Below are 17,344 nucleotides of genomic sequence, written 5' to 3'. Positions count from 1 at the left end.
AAGGGTGAGCCTTTTAGCCTGTTCTGATTTTTGATGATTCGAGTCAACACCTACGGAAGCGGAGCCGCGTGATGACAAAGTTGGACGACAAAATTAATGAGTTGTTTCCTGGCTTGGTTGTGCGTAAAGACCTTGTTAAAGAGGTTAAGGGCAACGCGATCGTACCGTCCTATGTTCTTGAGTACCTGTTAGGCCAGTATTGTGCGACGAATGACGAGCTGAGTATTCAAACAGGGATTGAGACCGTCAAAGAGATCTTGCGCAAGCACTACGTCCACAGAAATGAGGCGGGGCTGGTTCGATCAAATATTCGGGAAAAAGGGCGCTTCAAGGTTATTGACCGAATCAGTGTCGATTTGAATGACAAGAAAGATGCGTACGAAGCCGACTTTGCCAATCTCGGGATCAAGAAGGTGCTGGTGGACTCCGGCACGGTCAAAGCGCATCCGAAGCTGTTGGTTGGCGGTGTCTGGTGCATAGCCGATGTTGAATACGAATTTACCGAAGACAAAAACGCGGTTCCCTGGATTCTGGCCTCTCTGAAACCGATCCAGCTGTCACACTTTGATTTTGAGAGTTATTTGTCTGCGAGAGAGCAGTTCACTACGGATGAGTGGATTGATCTACTGATCCAGAGTATTGGCTTTAATCCAGAAAAATTCGGGAAGCGTAACAAGCTGATGCAGCTTCTGCGTCTTGTTCCGTTCTGTGAGCGAAACTATAACCTCATAGAGCTCGGCCCCAAGGGAACGGGTAAATCCCACGTTTATTCTGAATTCTCACCACATGGAATTTTGATTTCTGGTGGCGAGGTTACTGTCCCAAAGCTATTTGTCAGCAACAACTCAGGCAAGATAGGTCTGGTTGGTTACTGGGATTGCGTTGCCTTCGACGAGTTTGCGGGAAAGCAAAAGAAGACCGACAAGGCGTTGGTCGACATCATGAAAAACTACATGGCCAACAAGTCATTTTCTCGTGGTGTAGAGACGCTCGGTGCCGAAGCTTCCATGGTTTTTGTGGGAAATACTCAGCACACGGTACCGTACATGCTCAAACACTCCGATTTGTTTGATGAGCTGCCTCCGAAGTTTTACGACTCGGCATTTTTGGATCGTCTGCACTTCTACATTCCTGGTTGGGAGGTGGATATCATCCGGGGGGAGATGTTCTCCTCAGGCTATGGCTTTGTAGTGGATTACCTGGCAGAGATTCTTCGCTCACTCCGAAATCACGATTATTCCAATCGCTATCAGGACCACTTTGCTGTCTCAAAAGATATTTCTACTCGGGATCGTGATGGCATCCACAAGACGTTTTCCGGATTGATGAAGATCCTGTTTCCTTCCGGAGACGCGCCTAAAAACGAGATTGAGGAAATTCTGAGGTTTTCCATCGAAGGCCGTAAACGGGTTAAAGATCAACTTATGCGGATCGATTCGACCTACGGTAACGTCGATTTCTATTATGTTGATCTGGAAGGGAAACGTTATGTCGTGCGTACTCTGGAGGAGAAGGAGTATCCGGACTACTACCACCGGCGTGTTGCCGAAGAAAGCTTACCTGAATCAGTCAGTAGCTCTGAATCGAATCCATCCGAGAGCGAACCTAACTCTGTTGCCTCATCTGTTTCTGTAACTTCTATCAACGCAACTAGCCGAATTTCTGCAGTCGTTGAGGCTGAGGCGTTGACGGAGCAGCACCTGGAAATTCAGGAAAACCAAAAGGGTGTTTCTTACGATTCACTGTTTGGGCGTTATCTTGCTGGTTCAAAGAGCATCACAATCACAGACCCTTACATCCGCCTGTTCTTTCAGATTCGAAACCTTATGGAGCTTTTGGAAACAATCGTAAAAAACAAAGCGATAGAGGACGAAGTATCCGTTCATCTCATTACTGTTGAAGATGAGTTTCACGGGGATAAGCAGCAGGAAAACTTCGAGAAAATCCAGACCTCCGCTGCGACGGTCGGTATCACATTCTCATGGGAGTTTGAAAGGTCTGGATCTATTCACGCGAGGCACATTATATTGGACAACGGCTGGAAAATTTCTTTGGATCGAGGCCTCGACATCTTCCAGCAGTATGAAATGAATGATGCCTTTTCATTTGCCAATCGCTTGCAAAGTCATCGAGCCTGTAAGGCGTTTGAGGTGACGTATATAAAGTTAGCGGAATAACTTGGATGTATTTACTATTCCGCTACTGAGAAATACCACCGCCAATTCATTGCTGTTCCTGATCACCCCGTGATCATTCCTGATCAGGTTCAGCACGCCGTACTGTGTACGAGATCCAATCTTCTCTATCCCGTCATATTCCTCAAACAGATCAATTGTTAGTGGTCCATCTAATGCGGATGCTTCTGCTTGTTTGGTGACTGTGAAGCCTTGTTCTACAAGCAGCTGAGTGGCTCTCTCATTGTCGTTGGCTGCGGCTATTTTATAGTGGCTTTCGTCGATTTCGAAAATATCTATCACCCGTTTTACGAGCTGGCAGTGTTCTGGAGCTTCCATCAGCAATTGGCGTTTTCTGCCAACCAGTGACGGCAGGACGTCGATTGACGGGAAGCTGGCATCAGAGGTTGTATCGAGCTTGCTCTCGTAATTGGCAGCGGCTTCCATCATCCGAATCCATGCATCGTCCGAGATGTATTCAATCAGGGCATGGGGATGTTCCGATCCCAGAATCATGCCGCTATCTACGCCACGCTGTTTGAATCGCATTTTGTGGTTAGCGTTGTAGAACACGGTTTCGACAGTGCGGGTGAATTCCGGGTCGAGCTGATTGGCTGCACCTGCTTGCTCGAATGTTCGTCCTAGTGAAACCAATCTCAGTGTCTTCATTAGATTGAGTAGGGTGGGTTTCAGGAATACTAGTTGTGCCTGTTTTGGGGCTTTGGGCGGTTGGTATTTCTCCAGGTTTTGAGCATCGAATGCATTGCTGATTTTGTGAGTACGCTCTGAGCTGACAGGTGTTAGCTGATCAGCCCATTCCAGCAAAAGATGGTTGTAACTACTCATTCCTGTGCTCGGATGACGATGCCCCAGCAGTCTTGCCAGCGCCATGGGGCAGCGTCGGGAGACTTCGTTTTGCGGCCCGAGCACAACTTCTCTAATCAATGGCTGATCTGTGCTGCCTAGAAGGTTTTCTGTGAGTGGCGAACGAATGCCTAAAAGAACCGCTGCCGTTCGATTATGAAAGGCATGGCGACAGTGGTGCAGAACCAGGTTCGGGTTGCCTGTAACCTCTCGAATAACGCTAATTAGTGCTGGAGAAATCAGATCGATCAGAGACGATTGAACGATCTTCCCATTATGAATTTCAGCGAGGAGTGGCTGGTTTTTGTCTGTGCCAGAGAGAGTTTGAAGGCGAGTTTTTAGCTGTTCAATAACGGCATTTTCTTCCATGGTTAGATCGAATAGCAGGGGCACAACACGGCGGCTGTGTTTGCTTTTCAGGGCTCTGAATCGGTTGTTGCGGACTAGGAGCCATTTCTGTCCCTGATACTCACATAGATCTTTGGCCAATAAGGCTGTTGCCTCATTGAGCCTGAGGCCAAACCGATAGGTCATGATCAGTACAAAGCTCAGCATCAAGTACTGGTCATGTTCCGGGTAGCTTTGGCGAATGCGCTTCAGAGCATTCAGGTAGTCCTGCTCTGTGAGGATGCCTGGCCGCACGACCCGTCGATCCGACTCCAGATTCAACTCAGACCAGTCCGGCTCGGAAATCCCGGTGTGGCTAGCCCAACGATGAAACGCCACCAGACGATCACTGAAATAACCAACCTGTTGTGCTTTTAGTAGACGGAACTGCAGCATCTGGCCGTAGAGGTCAGTGATGCTTTCCTCATCCAGTGAAAGGAGGTCTGTGCTAAATGCCAGCTGTTCAAACGGCGTCATCAGTGAGCTGAAATACGTGCGTACAGACGATTCGGCCAAAGGCGTGAATTTTTTGCCTCGTCCTTTTCCTCTTCGAATGACTGAAACCAGCCAGTGACCAACCAGCAGGATGGTGTTGCTCACTTTGCCCTCGAATGCCTGGCATGTAACCTCCACGGTTTTGGCGACGTTTCTGGCTTGTGATGGCTCGTAGTGGTTCAGCTCCCAGAGAATGGCTCGTCGGAACTCTCGAGTATTCTTTCTGAGTTGGGTGTCGTCATTTTCTGACTGGCGACCGGAGAGAAGTTTGATCAGTTGGATTTGGTCTGGTGAGTCATCGCGCATTGCTTCCGAAGGATAGGAACGAGGGCGCTTTTCCAGAATTCGCAGATGATCCTGAATCGGTAGACTGGTGCTTAATACTCTGCCTGCCAATGCAGCGGAAACCATCCCCGGTAGATCAATAAGGTTTGCTTGCTCAACGGTCTGAGCAATCTTGCTTAGCAGATCTGCCGGAGCAATATCCGTGGGTACCTGAATGAGCTTGCAAAGCGATTCCAATTCCGCAGTTTGCGGTAGTTGAGTCAGGTCGAGCACTTTTTTCGCTTCCATTGCATAACCCAGCAAACTGGCGGATTGATAGCTCACTTCATGGCGTTGAATTGGGCAGTATGGGTTCTCTGTCTCCAGCTCTTCGCTGTATTCAATGAACGACTGGCGCCTGTGTTGAATCAGACGGAAGTTCTGCCCTGTCAGTACATCCAGCAGCATGCGTTGGTAGCTAATGCGTTTTTCTATGCACAGCAGCAGTGTACCGATGACGACTGCCTCCACTTTAGAGCCACAGCTGCGGGTGGTGGAAACTTGCTTAGCCCATTGCTTCAGTTCGGGCATCAGGGACGCGGCTGGAGCAACGCTTTGGTTAAGTACGACACGCTCGTGTTCCGCTGCAGCGGGGCGCTTTCGAATGCGGTGTTGTTGTTCGGGGGCTTCTCTCAATAACTGCTTCTTCAAAACGTTGAATCGAACTGCGGCAAAGTGGTGGCCGATGCCACCGTCTCGAAGCAGCATCCGGTTAATCAATCGATTGAAGCTTGCCTCGTCCAGATCGGAAAAACTTCTGCTTCCCAGAAAATCAGCAATGTCTTGCTGGGCAAAGCGAATGGCTTTTTTGAGAGCGCGTGAGCGTTGCTGCTGGCGAAGTTGTTCGCCAAAGAGTCTGGTCTGGTTTGGAGGTGAATCTGCAGATAATGGAATTTCAGGCTGAGCCAAAGATGAAATCTGGCTTTTAATCAACTCGAAACCCAACGATAAAAATACTGACTCCAGTTCCTGCCGATATTGCTCTGCATCGGTTTGCCAGCACCGCGGGGAGTCGTCGCCATAGCTGGCTGCTTGTCTCTCGGCGTGGCCCATCCATCCGTCGATCACCTCTGGATGCACACCTTGCCTTCGCAGTTGCTGGCTGAATCTGTGCCGGAACAGGTTTCTGGGTAATGGCCAGTCGAACAGGGCTGATCCAGGGAGATTGGTCTCAGACATGCTGTGCCAATTCAGAGAGTTGTCCAGCTGGAAAAACAGAGGGATTTGGGCTGGTTTCGACTGGATTAGCACATCAATGTGGCGTGATAGCTCGGGGTTGGTGTTCGAGATGAGCGAAGAAAACGCTTTCAGGTGCTCAAGGTACTCACAGACCATGGACGTCACGGTTTGGGTCAGCGGTACGACTCGCCCATCATGGAGCCCCTCATCCGATTTGTCGTTCAGAAATACAAACCCACGATTCAGATTGAAATGAGTCAGGCGTTCAAAAGGGTCCTTCAGAAAACGGCTTCCGGTGGCTGCGTACAATGCATTTACGACGTACTGAGTAAAGCTATTGTGGTGGGTGATCGCGCATGATTCGGGCTCTTGTAGCTTGGCGGTCACCTTGGCGATTTCGGTCCTCAGCAGTTCTTCCTGTGGATTCAGCAGGCTGCCAATCAACAAGGTGGTCTTTGGTAATTCGCGAACAGCTCCTGAGACTTCTACATCCAACCCCGTCTCAATGGTCTTTATGTCCCAACTGCCATATCCACAAGCAGCTGGAAGTCCGGCGTTTGGATGGGCTGCAATGCCTCGGGCCAGATTGTGATCGCCGGTTCGGTTGAAAACCTGTTGGGACAGATGATGAAACAGCTTGCCGCTTGAAAGGCGGCTTAATGACTCGGGCAGGTTCTGGTTCAGCCAGACATCGAGCTGCTCGTTTGGGGAAACTGCAATCCAGAGGTCTTGAAGACTTTTCGGCTGAAAACTCAGCAGTTGTGAAGCGGTTTTCAGGGCATATGAAACACGCTCAGGGATGGTGAAAGAAAGCTCATCAGCAAATGGGTGAACGGATGACAAAGACTCCGCTTTTGGCCTCCAGGCATTCTGACGGCGCGTTGCCAGTTTTGAAATCTGGATCAGGGATTCATTTGCTGTCCATTCAGCCTGACTGCGATCATCAATTGGGAATCGGGTGGCAAACGCGAGAGAGCGACCGGTATTCATAGCCAGCCAGCAGAATGCTGAGCCCAGTGCGTTTAAGCGATCAGTGCTACGTAAATTGGTTTCAATCCAGTTGTTGAGCAGTTCCAGTTCAACAGGCAAAACCTGATCCCAGGACCATGGCAGATGATGGGTTGCCTCCGCAGATTGAAGCAGAATACTGCGCGAAGCGACCAGTTGCTGCGCTTCGGTTTGGCCTGGATCAACGGAGGTTAATTGCAGAGCTTCGGATTCGTCATCCTGTTCATCAGTGCCCAGGCTGTGACCAAACGGATCTGCAGTCAGGGTGGAAATAAACTGTAGCTCGTCTTCATCCTCCCCAATCAAAAATGAAACAGGCACTGGAGTGCTCAGCTCATTGAATCTGGGAATGGTAAATCCAGTCGATTGGGTATCTGGATAGGGATGACATTCGCCAGCTGCGATGGAAATTATGTTGTTCAGAAACCCCGAACAGCTGCGGTCCAGTTGCTTTCCTGACCCCAGCAGGAGCATCTCTGCTGTTTTGCTCAACGCCAGAGAATGGTTTTCGAAAGAGCGCTCACGATCATTGAGGAATTGATCGGCTCGTTCGAGGAAGGCATCGACGAACTTCCAGCGTTCAAAATCTTCTGGGCCTAGAATCAGAAAACGGCAGACAGCACTGAGTCTTTGATCTCCGAGGTAACGATGGTAAATGACCCGTTCGATACTTTGGACACACAGCCAGAGTCTGAGCATTCGTCGGTGCTGTAATTTTTCCGGATTGTCCGCAGCTGACAAAGGGTTTACCAGCATGGTCAGCAGGTAGGTCGACTCGGTGAAATTGTTGAACTGCTTTCGTGTATTACTGGCTGAGCCTGAATGCCCGACTGGAGTGAAGCTGCGAGAGATTCTTGGGTCTGCTTTGAATGCTTCAGAAAATCTGAGTAGCTGGCTTGCGGTGGGATGGCTACTCCAGTTGTGGAGAGCAGATAGGGATTCGGGTTTATTGAATTCGGTTGCGAGCGTTGATGGGCTGGCTGGACTTTGGTTTGTGTGATTCAAGCCGAGGGCGAGGTAAATAGCCTCCCAGATATGGTCAAGATTATGGCCCTTTGACCAATCAAAAAATGGAGTCAGATAGACGCTGATCGGCAGCCTGCTTGCCCTTTTTATATGCCTTGCATCACCTGCTTTAGCACTTCCTTGTTGGACCATCCAATCACCCCTAAGGTCACTCCCTTTCGGTCGATTCTGTGCCTAAAACCGTGCCATGAGCAAGAACTAATCGATCTTAATGTACCTTGGATGATTTTTATTTTGAGATTAAAACTGCTTCTAAGTTGGTGATTTAAGGTGATTTATGCATTTTAAGATTATTTTTTGTGATCTTCTGTCTTCATTCTCATAACCGTCGTCGGTTCGAATCCGGCCCCCGCAACCAATTATTTTACCAGAAATAATTTACGGTTTGTCAGAGACTTAGTAGTGCACCCATAGACACATTCGTGTCAGTTGTCGCGGGGTGGAGCAGCCTGGTAGCTCGTCGGGCTCATAACCCGAAGGTCGTCAGTTCGAATCTGGCCCCCGCAACCACTTCCCTCTTTTGTAGTATCTTTCCCGCTCCGGGAATAATCATCAAACCTTGTTGCTAAAAAATCACCATTTATCAGTTTTTGTCGGCTGATTTGGCGTTTTCGCAAGTCGATTTTCTGACGCTGGCGAGTCATGGCCCGTTCATGTTCCAATTTCCGTGGATTCACGGAGAGTCACGTTATGAAAACCATCCTGATTACCGGTGCCGGGCGACGGCTGGGCAAAACACTGGCAGAGCATTACTGGTCGCTGGGCTGGCGGGTACTGGCTCATTACAACAGTCAGTGTGAGTTACCGGACGATCCCCGTATTGTGCGCTTGCAGGCTGACTTGTCTGATCCGTTGGCGGTGCAGGCTTTGTGCTTGCAATTGGCAGGGTTGGGGCCGGTTGATGCAGTTATTCATAACGCCTCCTGCTTTGTTCCGGATTCTGCTGTTGGCGCTGCTGAGCTCGGTGATCATGTAACACGTCATTATCAGGTGCATGTCAGCGCACCGGTGCAGATCACCGCGGCTCTGGACAATCAGTGGACGACCACTGCTTCCATGGTGGTGATGAGTGATATCTACGCCGAAATTCCCAATCAGCGTTTCAGTGTGTATTGCGCCAGCAAGGCGGCCTTGCAGAATTGGGCATTGAGCATGGCCCAGCGTCTGGCGGGACGGGTGCGGGTCAATGTGATTCAGCCAGGGCCTGTGCAATTTTTGCCTGAGCATTCTGAAGAATACCGGCAGCGAGTGTTATCGCAGTCGCTGATTCGTCGTGAGCTGGGCTACGGCGCTATTGTGCAGGCCTGTGATTTTCTGCTGGCCGCCGATGCCATGACGGGAACTGTGATGCGCGTCGACGGCGGACGTTTTGTGGCTAATCGTTACGATCAGACTTTTAACGTCTGAGCTGCAGGCCACTGTTCCATCACTGCCTGATAATAACGATCTTGCAGCGGTTCGCGCAGGCAGTCTTCTGCGTGGTTGCTTTCCACCAGAATATCCACATCAATGGTGCGATCGTGATGTTTGCGCTCCGGGCTTTTGGGTTCGCGCCCGAAGTCGGCTTCCAGTTTTAATAATTCCTGTTTGAGATGAGTGGCATCCAGTCCGGTTGCAATCAGCGCCAGCTGGTTACGAAACGGATAGTGGAAACCACAGCCTTCGGTGGGCGTGGCGATTACCGGAGAGCTGGCCAACAGCTGATAACGCTGCGCCAGTTCGCTACAGGCGCGGGCAAGATGTTGGTCGGGCTGAATGTTGCTGCCAAGTCCGAGCAGGTAATAACGCATAAGCACTTCTTTTTTATTGTCCGGCAGAAAGGATTCAAAACCCGCTGCGGGCTGTCAAGCCTTGTTGACCTAATGCTAAATGCTGAACTTGCTTCAGTGGTACTGGTGTGATGGCGTCGGTAGCCGCAAATTGGCCCTCTGTTGCGATACAAGGAGTGCCGCCGATGGATCATGCCCTGCTTTCCGTCATCCTGATGATTGTTCTGATGTGCTGGCCATTGTGGCCATTGGCTCAGATTTCACCTCCTCCTGTCATGCTGGCAGAACGCTGGCAATCCGGCTGGTCGCCGGTGGCCTGGTTGGTCAGTGAAAAACTCGATGGTGTACGAGCCTGGTGGGATGGTGAACAGCTGCTGACACGTTCCGGCTACCCCATTGCGATTCCGCCTGAGTGGCAGGCAGCACTGCCCGCCGGTGTCGCGCTGGACGGTGAGTTGTGGGCGGGGCGAGGTTCCTTCGAGCGTGTCAGTGCTCTGGTGCGCGCCGGACAACGTCCGCTGGCTGACTGGCAGGATGTGCACTTTATGGTGTTTGACCTTCCACGCAGCGATTTACCACTGGAGGCGCGTTTGCAGGCGCTGGCCTTGCAAGCGGCTACTCGGGATTCAGCCGTGATCCGGCTGGTAGAGCAGCGTTCAGTGGCCAACGATGAGGATTTGCAAAGCTGGCTGCAAACGGTGGTCAGCGGCGGCGGTGAAGGGTTGGTGTTACGCCGCAAAGGCTCCTTTTATCAGGCCAGCCGCAGTAGCGACTGGTGCAAACTCAAACCCGTCGATGATGCCGAGGCCGTGGTGATTGGTTACATCCCCGGTAAAGGAAAATATCAGGGACAAACCGGTGCCTTGCAGGTACGAGCCGATGACGGTCGTGAGTTTCGTATTGGCACAGGGTTGAGTGACGCGTTGCGCCGTCAGCCACCGGCTGTGGGCACGCGAATCACCTACAGCAGCAGTGGCGTTACCCGCACAGGGTTGCCGCGTTTTGCCCGCTTTGTGCGGGTACGTCCGCCGGAATAGGGTTTTCGTATACACTGCCGGTGAGATGAGAAAACAGGTTGGCCAGCATTATGGTTGAGGTAGTCGAGCGCAAGCATCCACAACACGCCTTGCAAAACTCCGGGTTACACCCGGTGCTGCAGCGTATTTATGCCGCTCGTGGTGTGCGTGAAAACGCTGAGCTTGAGTTGTCACTCAAGCATCTGTTGCCCTGGTATGACATGGCCGGTATTCAGCAGGCGGTGGATTATTTGTTGCCCGTTGTGACCGAACAGCGTTCCTTGCTGATTGTCGGCGATTTTGACGTCGATGGTGCAACCAGTACGGCGGTGGCCATTCGGGCGTTACGAATGCTGGGGGCAACCCGTCTTGATTATCTGGTGCCCAACCGTTTCGATTTCGGTTATGGCCTCACGCCGGAGCTGGTGGCGGTGGCGGTTGAACGGCGCCCCGATCTGATTCTGACGGTGGATAACGGCATTGCGGCAGTAGCAGGTGTTGCGGCGGCCAATGCTGCCGGTATTCCGGTGGTGGTGACTGACCATCACCTGCCGGGTGGTGAGTTACCCGCCGCCGCGGCGATTGTGAATCCGAATCAGCATGGCTGCAGGTTTGCCAGTAAGGCTGCCTGTGGTTGTACGGTGGTGTTTTACGTGATGCTGGCGTTGCGGGCGCGTTTGCAGGAGATGGGATATTTCCGAACTGAAGCGCCGAATCTGGCGGTGTTGCTGGATCTGGTGGCGCTGGCTACGGTTGCGGATGTGGTGCCACTCGATCGCAATAACCGGATTCTGGTGGAGCAGGGGTTGCGCCGGATTCGTGCCGGACGTGCCGTCGTGGGAATTCCAGCCTTGTTGCAGGTAGCGGGGCGGAATGCGGCTCGGGCTGTCAGTACCGATTTTGGTTTTGTGGTGGGGCCGCGACTGAATGCGGCTGGTCGTCTGGATGACATGAGTATCGGTATCGAATGTCTGCTTACCGATGATCCGTTGCTGGCGCTGGAAATGGCGACCCAGCTGGACGAATTCAATCGCGACCGCCGCGGCATCGAAGCGGCCATGTCGGCGGATGCCGAGCGTTTCCTGAAGGGCTGGCAACAACAAAACCTGCCGACCGGCTTGTGTCTGTTTCATCCGGAATGGCATCAAGGCGTGATTGGTATCCTGGCATCGCGCATCAAGGAAAAAGTACACCGGCCGGTAATTGCGTTTGCCAGTGGTGATCGTGACGAACTCAAGGGGTCAGCGCGATCGATTGCCGGGCTGCATATGCGTGATGCACTGGATCTGGTCGACAAACGTTATCCGGGGTTGATGCGCAAGTTTGGTGGTCATGCCATGGCGGCGGGCATGACGCTGAATCCTGGTTGTTTCGAACCGTTCCGTGCGGCATTTGACGAAGTGTGCCGTGAGTTGCTCAATGCTGATCAGTTGCAGCAGCGTATCGAGGTAGATGGTGAGCTGACGGCCGATGATATGGCGCTGGAGCTGGCTGAGCAGCTGCGCTGGGCCGGGCCCTGGGGGCAGGGTTTTCCGGAGCCGGTGTTTGTTGGGGAGTTTCGTATCGTTCAGCAGAAACTGGTCGGTGAACGTCACCTGAAAATGGTGTTGGAGCCGCTGGGATCGGGTCGGGTATTTGACGCCATCTGGTTCAATATCGATCCGTCGGTCTGGCCGCGCCCGGAAATTCAGCAAGCGCGCATGGTGTTCCAGCTTGAGATCAATGAGTTTCGCGGGCGGCAGTCGGTGCAATTACTGATCCGGCAGTTGCCTGATTTCTGAGTTGAACGTTCACAAGGAGGTGAATATTGATGGCCAGAAATACCGGAGTCTTTTCGGTTAGTGGTATCCCATCTCTTGGAATACGTCTTGCGCGTATTTTTCTGCTGAGTCTGATCGCTCTGGTGTGGACACCGGTGTCTGCGGCCGAGATGTACCAGTGGCGCGATGCCGAGGGGCATTTGCATTTTGGTGATGCCCAGGCGGCTCGGGCGGCGGGTGCCGAGGTTACGGCGGTCAACCCATCTGAGCCTTCTGTATACACTCAGGTGCAGCCGCAGTCGGGTGTGATCAACAGCCGTTCGAGCTCGGAAGTCCGACAGATGCGTGAACAGCGCGCAGCGGCGATTGCCAGGGAGCAGCTGCGCGAGCAGCAACGCCAGCAGCGTTGTGCGAAGTTGCGCGGCCAGTACGACCGCATCAGTCATAACCTGTCGTCATCCGTTGATAAATTACGCCAGCGTCGCGATCAATTGAACCGCTTGCGTGATGAGATGAATCAGGTTTGCCGCTAAATTGCGGAACGTTCGTTCCGCTAAAAAGCGTCTTTGCTCACTATTTTGCAACAGTTGCAAGGTGTTTATAAGCGCAACAGCCTTGTTCATCGTGGCTCAATAGCACATACATCTTTTGTCATGAATGCATGAAAGATCCACTATCAAGCCTTTTGTTGTGATGTCTGCTAGCCGCAATCGCAATATTACGGCTCATTCCTGCAACATTGCCGGATTCTGATACTGTTGCAAAAAGGCCAACAATTCATTCCGAATCAGGCTCTAGTCAGTACCATCGCAGGCCGATATAACGCTCAGTATCCAAACTGGTGCCCGCAGCCAGTCCTGCCGTCATGCAGACTTGCAGTACAGTCGCAGAGGATGTTTTACCCCTGAGCGGATGTCAGGCATTCAACGGCAGATAACAATTCTGATTCAAACGATTCAAGAGGAAGGTATGGGACGAATGATTACACGACCCGGTTTTTACCGGCTGCCATTGCTGGGAGCCATGCTGCTGTCACTGGCCGCCTGCCAACAGGGTGAGCAAGGCAAAGCCGGTGCCGCCGCCATGCAAATGCCGCCAGCAGGCGTGGATGTGGTCACCGTCGCCACCCAGCCTCTGGAACTATCTGACACTCTGCCGGGGCGCGTCAGCGCTTACCGGGTGGCGGAAATCCGTCCACAGGTCAGCGGCATTATTCGCAAACGTTTCTTCGAGGAAGGTGCGTTTGTAAAAGCGGGTGACAAGCTGTACCAGATTGACCCGGCCTTATATCAGGCGGCTCTGGCCAGCGCTGAAGCCCAACTGGCAGTGGCGGAAGCCAACGCCTACAGCGCCCGGGTAAAAGCCGAGCGTTACAAGGCGCTGTCGAAAACATCTGCGATTTCCAAGCAGGAAGTGGATGATTCCGAAGCCGCATCCAAACAGGCTGATGCCCAGATCAAGGCTGCTCGTGCCGCCGTGCGCAGCGCTGAGGTTAATCTCGGCTACACCGAAATCACAGCACCGATTTCCGGTGTGATTTCCCGCTCTCTTTACACCGAGGGTGCGCTGGTATCGGCTCAGCAGAGCACCGCCCTGACCATTATTCGCCAGATTTCCCCTGTGTACGTCGACGTGCAGAGCCCTGCGGAAAGTTTCCTGCAGCTGAAACACAGCGATGCCGCCAAGGTGCTGCTGGAGCTGAAAAACGGTTCAACCATGGCTGAAGAAGGCAAACTGCAGTTTGCCGACGTTGGTGTGGATGAAGGTACTGGCATGGTGAACGTGCGGGTGCTGTTCCAGAACGAAGATCGTTCCCTGTTGCCAGGTATGTTTGTGCGTGCCCGTCTGGTAACCGAAACCCTGGACGCCGCTATGCTGGTTCCACAGCAGTCGGTGCAGCGTAATCCGAACGGCAGCACGACTGTGATGCTGGTAAACGATGCCAATCAGGTTGAGGCTCGTCCAGTTGAACTGGGTCAGGCTGTGGGTGACAAGTGGCTGGTGCGTTCTGGTCTGAACGGTGGTGAAAAAGTCATCCTGTCTGGCCTGCAGAAAGCCGCACCGGGTGCAACTGTGAACCCGAATCCGGTTGCCATGCCTGGTTCTGGCAACAACAAGGCTCAGTAAGGAGGCAGACATATGGCCCGATTTTTTATCGACAGGCCGGTTTTTGCCTGGGTAATCGCTATCCTCATCATGATGGCGGGTACTCTCTCGGTATTGAACCTGCCCATTCAGCAGTATCCATCAATTGCGCCGCCATCGGTGACGATTCAGGCGACCTATCCGGGTGCGTCTGCGAAAACCCTGGAAGACAGTGTTACCCAGGTGATCGAACAGAACATGACGGGTCTGGATGGCCTGCTGTACATGTCATCCAACAGCAGTTCCGCTGGTAGTGCCCAGGTAACCCTGACCTTCTCGGCCGATACCGATCCGGACATCGCTCAGGTTCAGGTGCAGAACAAGCTGGCACAGGCCGAAGCCTTGCTGCCGGAAGCGGTTCAGCGCCAGGGTGTGCAGGTCAGTAAAGGCCGTACCGGCTTCCTGATGGTGGTGGGTTTGGTCTCGGGTGATGGCTCTATGAACAAATCGGACCTTGCCGACTACGCCAACAGTACCCTCAAGGATCCGCTGTCACGGGTACCGGGTGTCGGCACGATTCGGGTGTTTGGTGCTCAGTACGCCATGCGTATCTGGCTGCAACCGGAAAAGCTCAATGCCTACGGCCTGACACCGCTGGAAGTGAAAAGTGCAATCTCTGACCAGAATACCCAGTTTCCAGCCGGTGAGCTGGGCGGTCTGCCAGCAGTCGAAAATCAGCAGCTGAACGCTACGATTATTGCCCAGACTCGCCTGTCCAGCGTTGAGGAGTTTGAAAATATCCTCGTCAAGGTGAACCCGGATGGCTCCCAGGTGCGTGTGCGCGATATCGCGCGCGTCGAAATGGGTGCTGAGAGTTATGCCGCCGACAGTTATTACAACGGCAAGGCCGCTACCGGTCTGGCGATCCAGCTTGCCAGTGGTGCCAACGCCCTGGATACCGCGGATGCTGTACGTGCTCGCATTGCTGAATTGCAGCCGTTTTTCCCAACTGGCATGGAAGTGATTTATCCCTATGACACCACGCCGTTTGTGCGTATCTCGATTGAGGAGGTTGTAAACACCCTGATCGAAGCGGTGGTGCTGGTGTTCCTGGTGATGTTCCTGTTCCTCGGCAAGTTCCGGGCAACCCTGATCCCGACCATTGCTGTGCCTGTGGTACTGCTGGGTACTTTCGGTGTGATGGCAGTATTCGGCTACAGCATCAACACCCTGACCATGTTTGGTCTGGTGTTGGCGATTGGCCTGCTGGTGGACGACGCCATTGTGGTGGTAGAAAACGTTGAGCGGGTGATGGAAGAAGAAGGGCTTTCCCCCAAAGAAGCAACCCGTCGCTCCATGGATCAGATCACCAGTGCTCTGATTGGTATTGCGCTGGTGCTGTCGGCGGTATTTGTACCAATGGCCTTTATGACCGGCTCTACCGGTGCCATTTACCGTCAGTTCTCGTTGACCATTGTGTCGGCGATGGCGCTGTCGGTGCTGGTGGCTCTGACCCTGACTCCTGCCTTGTGTGCCAGCTTGCTGCGTCCACACCATGACGATCATGGTCAGAAAGGTCTGTTTGGTCTGTTCAATCGCTTCTTCGGTGCGACCACTCGCAGCTACGAAAACGGTGTCAGCCGTACGCTGCGCAGCCCGGTCAGTATGGTGCTGGTGTTCCTGGCGATGGTGGGTGTGATGGCGACGCTGTATGTGCGCCTGCCGACTTCCTTCCTGCCGGAAGAAGATCAGGGCGTGGTGCTGAACCTGGTGCAATTGCCAGCTGGTGCGACTATGAATCGTACGATCGAGGTTATGAACCAGCTGACCGCCTATTACCAGCAGGACCCGGCGGTAGATTCGGTCTTTACCGTATCCGGGTTCAGCTTTGCTGGTCAGGGGCAAAACATGGGTCTGGCGTTTGTGCGTCTGAAACCATGGGATGAACGTCAGAATCCTGGTCTGGTGGTGCAGGCTGTCATTGGTCGTGCCTGGGGTGGTCTGTCGCAGATCAAGGACGCGGTGATTTACCCGATCAACCTGCCGCCGATCATCGAACTGGGTAACGCATCCGGCTTCGACGTGATGCTGCAGGACCGTGGCAACATTGGTCATGACAAGCTGATTCAGGCTCGTAACATGATGCTGGGTATGGCGGCGAAAGATCCACGTCTGGCGCGTGTACGTCCAAACGGTATGCCGGATGTACCAACTTTCCGTATCGATATCGACTACGAAAAAGTGCGGATTCTGGGTCTGAACATCAGCGATGTGAACGATAGCCTGAGCACGGCCTGGGGTGGTTCTTACGTGAACGACTTTATGGATCGTGGCCGCGTCAAGAAGGTCTACCTGCAGGCTGACGCGCCAGCGCGTATGTTGCCGGAAGATCTTGATGGTCTGTATGTGCGCAACAATCAGGGTGAAATGGTGCCGTTCAGCGCCTTCTCCAGCACCTTCTGGGAATACGGTTCACCAAAACTGGAGCGTTATAACGGCGTACCAGCGGTGAATATTCAGGGTGAAGCCGCGCCGGGTATGAGTACCGGTGATGCGATGGCAGCGATTGAAGAAATCGTGCAGAAACTGCCACCGGGTGTGGGTATCGAATGGACGGGCCTGTCGTATCAGGAACGTATGTCCGGTTCCCAAACCCCTCTGCTGTATACCCTGTCGTTGCTGGTGGTGTTCCTCTGTCTGGCGGCTCTGTATGAAAGCTGGGCGGTGCCGATTGCGGTTATCCTGGTGGTGCCTCTGGGTATCATGGGTGCCCTGATGGCGGCCACGTTCCGTGAGCTGGCGAACGACGTGTACTTCCAGGTCGGTCTGCTCACCACCATTGGTCTGTCGGCGAAAAACGCGATTCTGATTGTGGAATTCGCCAAGGCGCTGCATGAACAGGGAATGAGTGTGGCCAAGGCGGCGGTTGAAGCGGCTCGTATGCGTCTGCGTCCAATCGTGATGACTTCCATGGCCTTTATGCTCGGTGTGTTGCCTCTGGCAATCAGTACCGGTGCCGGTGCGGCCAGTCGTCAGGCGATTGGTACCGGTGTGATCGGCGGTATGCTCAGTGCCACCTTCCTGGCGATCTTCTTTGTGCCACTGTTCTATGTACTGGTTACAAAGGTTTCGGAGAAATTCTCGCCAAAAACGGTCTCATAAGTCTGCAGGCTCGTCGGTGGTAATCATCACCGACGGCTTTTATAGTCAGACTCTCTCCGGATGGCTGCCTGCGGGTGGCCATTTTCATTTCTGCA

9 protein-coding genes and 1 tRNA gene are annotated in these 17,344 nt (G+C 53.0%); 8 read left to right on the top strand and 2 right to left on the bottom strand.

The window, feature by feature from the left end; all coding sequences use genetic code 11:
- Window positions 1–71 precede the first annotated feature (71 nt).
- Window positions 72–2,177: a BREX system Lon protease-like protein BrxL gene (gene brxL, locus OUO13_RS18350; RefSeq protein WP_283175362.1), complete on the top strand. Its 2,106-nt coding sequence runs from the start codon at window positions 72–74 to the stop codon at window positions 2,175–2,177.
- Here the strand turns inward: brxL and OUO13_RS18345 are convergent.
- Window positions 2,166–7,589, bottom strand: coding sequence for a hypothetical protein (locus OUO13_RS18345; RefSeq protein WP_283175361.1), 5,424 nt, complete (start codon window positions 7,587–7,589; stop codon window positions 2,166–2,168). The two genes, brxL and OUO13_RS18345, sit on opposite strands and share 12 nt — an antisense overlap.
- A gap of 301 nt (window positions 7,590–7,890) precedes the next feature.
- On the opposite strand from OUO13_RS18345, the gene OUO13_RS18340 reads away from it, so the two are divergent.
- Window positions 7,891–7,967, top strand: a tRNA-Met gene (locus tag OUO13_RS18340).
- A gap of 180 nt (window positions 7,968–8,147) precedes the next feature.
- A complete protein-coding gene (locus tag OUO13_RS18335; RefSeq protein ID WP_283175360.1) occupies window positions 8,148–8,864 on the top strand; it encodes an SDR family NAD(P)-dependent oxidoreductase in 717 nt (238 codons plus the stop codon).
- On the opposite strand, the gene OUO13_RS18330 is transcribed toward OUO13_RS18335, so the two are convergent.
- Window positions 8,846–9,247 carry a 2-amino-4-hydroxy-6-hydroxymethyldihydropteridine diphosphokinase gene (locus OUO13_RS18330; RefSeq protein WP_283175359.1) on the bottom strand — a complete coding sequence of 134 codons (402 nt, stop codon included), beginning with the start codon at window positions 9,245–9,247 and terminating at the stop codon, window positions 8,846–8,848. The genes OUO13_RS18335 and OUO13_RS18330 overlap by 19 nt on opposite strands.
- Before the next feature lie 164 nt (window positions 9,248–9,411).
- Between OUO13_RS18330 and OUO13_RS18325 the strand changes: the two genes are divergently transcribed.
- The 5 genes from OUO13_RS18325 to OUO13_RS18305 all read left to right on the top strand — a co-directional run bounded on the left by OUO13_RS18325 (window position 9,412) and on the right by OUO13_RS18305 (window position 17,249).
- Window positions 9,412–10,263, top strand: a complete 852-nt coding sequence (locus tag OUO13_RS18325; RefSeq protein ID WP_283175358.1) for a DNA ligase — start codon at window positions 9,412–9,414, stop codon at window positions 10,261–10,263.
- 50 nt (window positions 10,264–10,313) lie between these two features.
- Window positions 10,314–12,023: a single-stranded-DNA-specific exonuclease RecJ gene (recJ, locus tag OUO13_RS18320; protein WP_283175357.1), complete on the top strand. Its 1,710-nt coding sequence runs from the start codon at window positions 10,314–10,316 to the stop codon at window positions 12,021–12,023.
- Between the two features lie 29 nt (window positions 12,024–12,052).
- Window positions 12,053–12,535: a DUF4124 domain-containing protein gene (locus OUO13_RS18315; RefSeq protein WP_283175356.1), complete on the top strand. Its 483-nt coding sequence runs from the start codon at window positions 12,053–12,055 to the stop codon at window positions 12,533–12,535.
- A gap of 445 nt (window positions 12,536–12,980) precedes the next feature.
- Complete coding sequence (locus OUO13_RS18310) at window positions 12,981–14,129, top strand: efflux RND transporter periplasmic adaptor subunit (protein WP_283175355.1); 1,149 nt, start codon at window positions 12,981–12,983, stop codon at window positions 14,127–14,129.
- 12 nt (window positions 14,130–14,141) lie between these two features.
- Window positions 14,142–17,249 carry an efflux RND transporter permease subunit gene (locus OUO13_RS18305; RefSeq protein WP_283175354.1) on the top strand — a complete coding sequence of 1,036 codons (3,108 nt, stop codon included), beginning with the start codon at window positions 14,142–14,144 and terminating at the stop codon, window positions 17,247–17,249.
- The last annotated feature ends 95 nt before the right edge of the window (window positions 17,250–17,344 follow it).

It is taken from the genome of Parathalassolituus penaei (assembly GCF_026626885.1).
GTDB classification, from domain to species: domain Bacteria; phylum Pseudomonadota; class Gammaproteobacteria; order Pseudomonadales; family Oceanobacteraceae; genus Oceanobacter; species Oceanobacter penaei.
The sequence above is the reverse complement of the archived record's forward strand: the minus strand, read 5'-3'. Positions and strand labels throughout refer to the sequence as shown.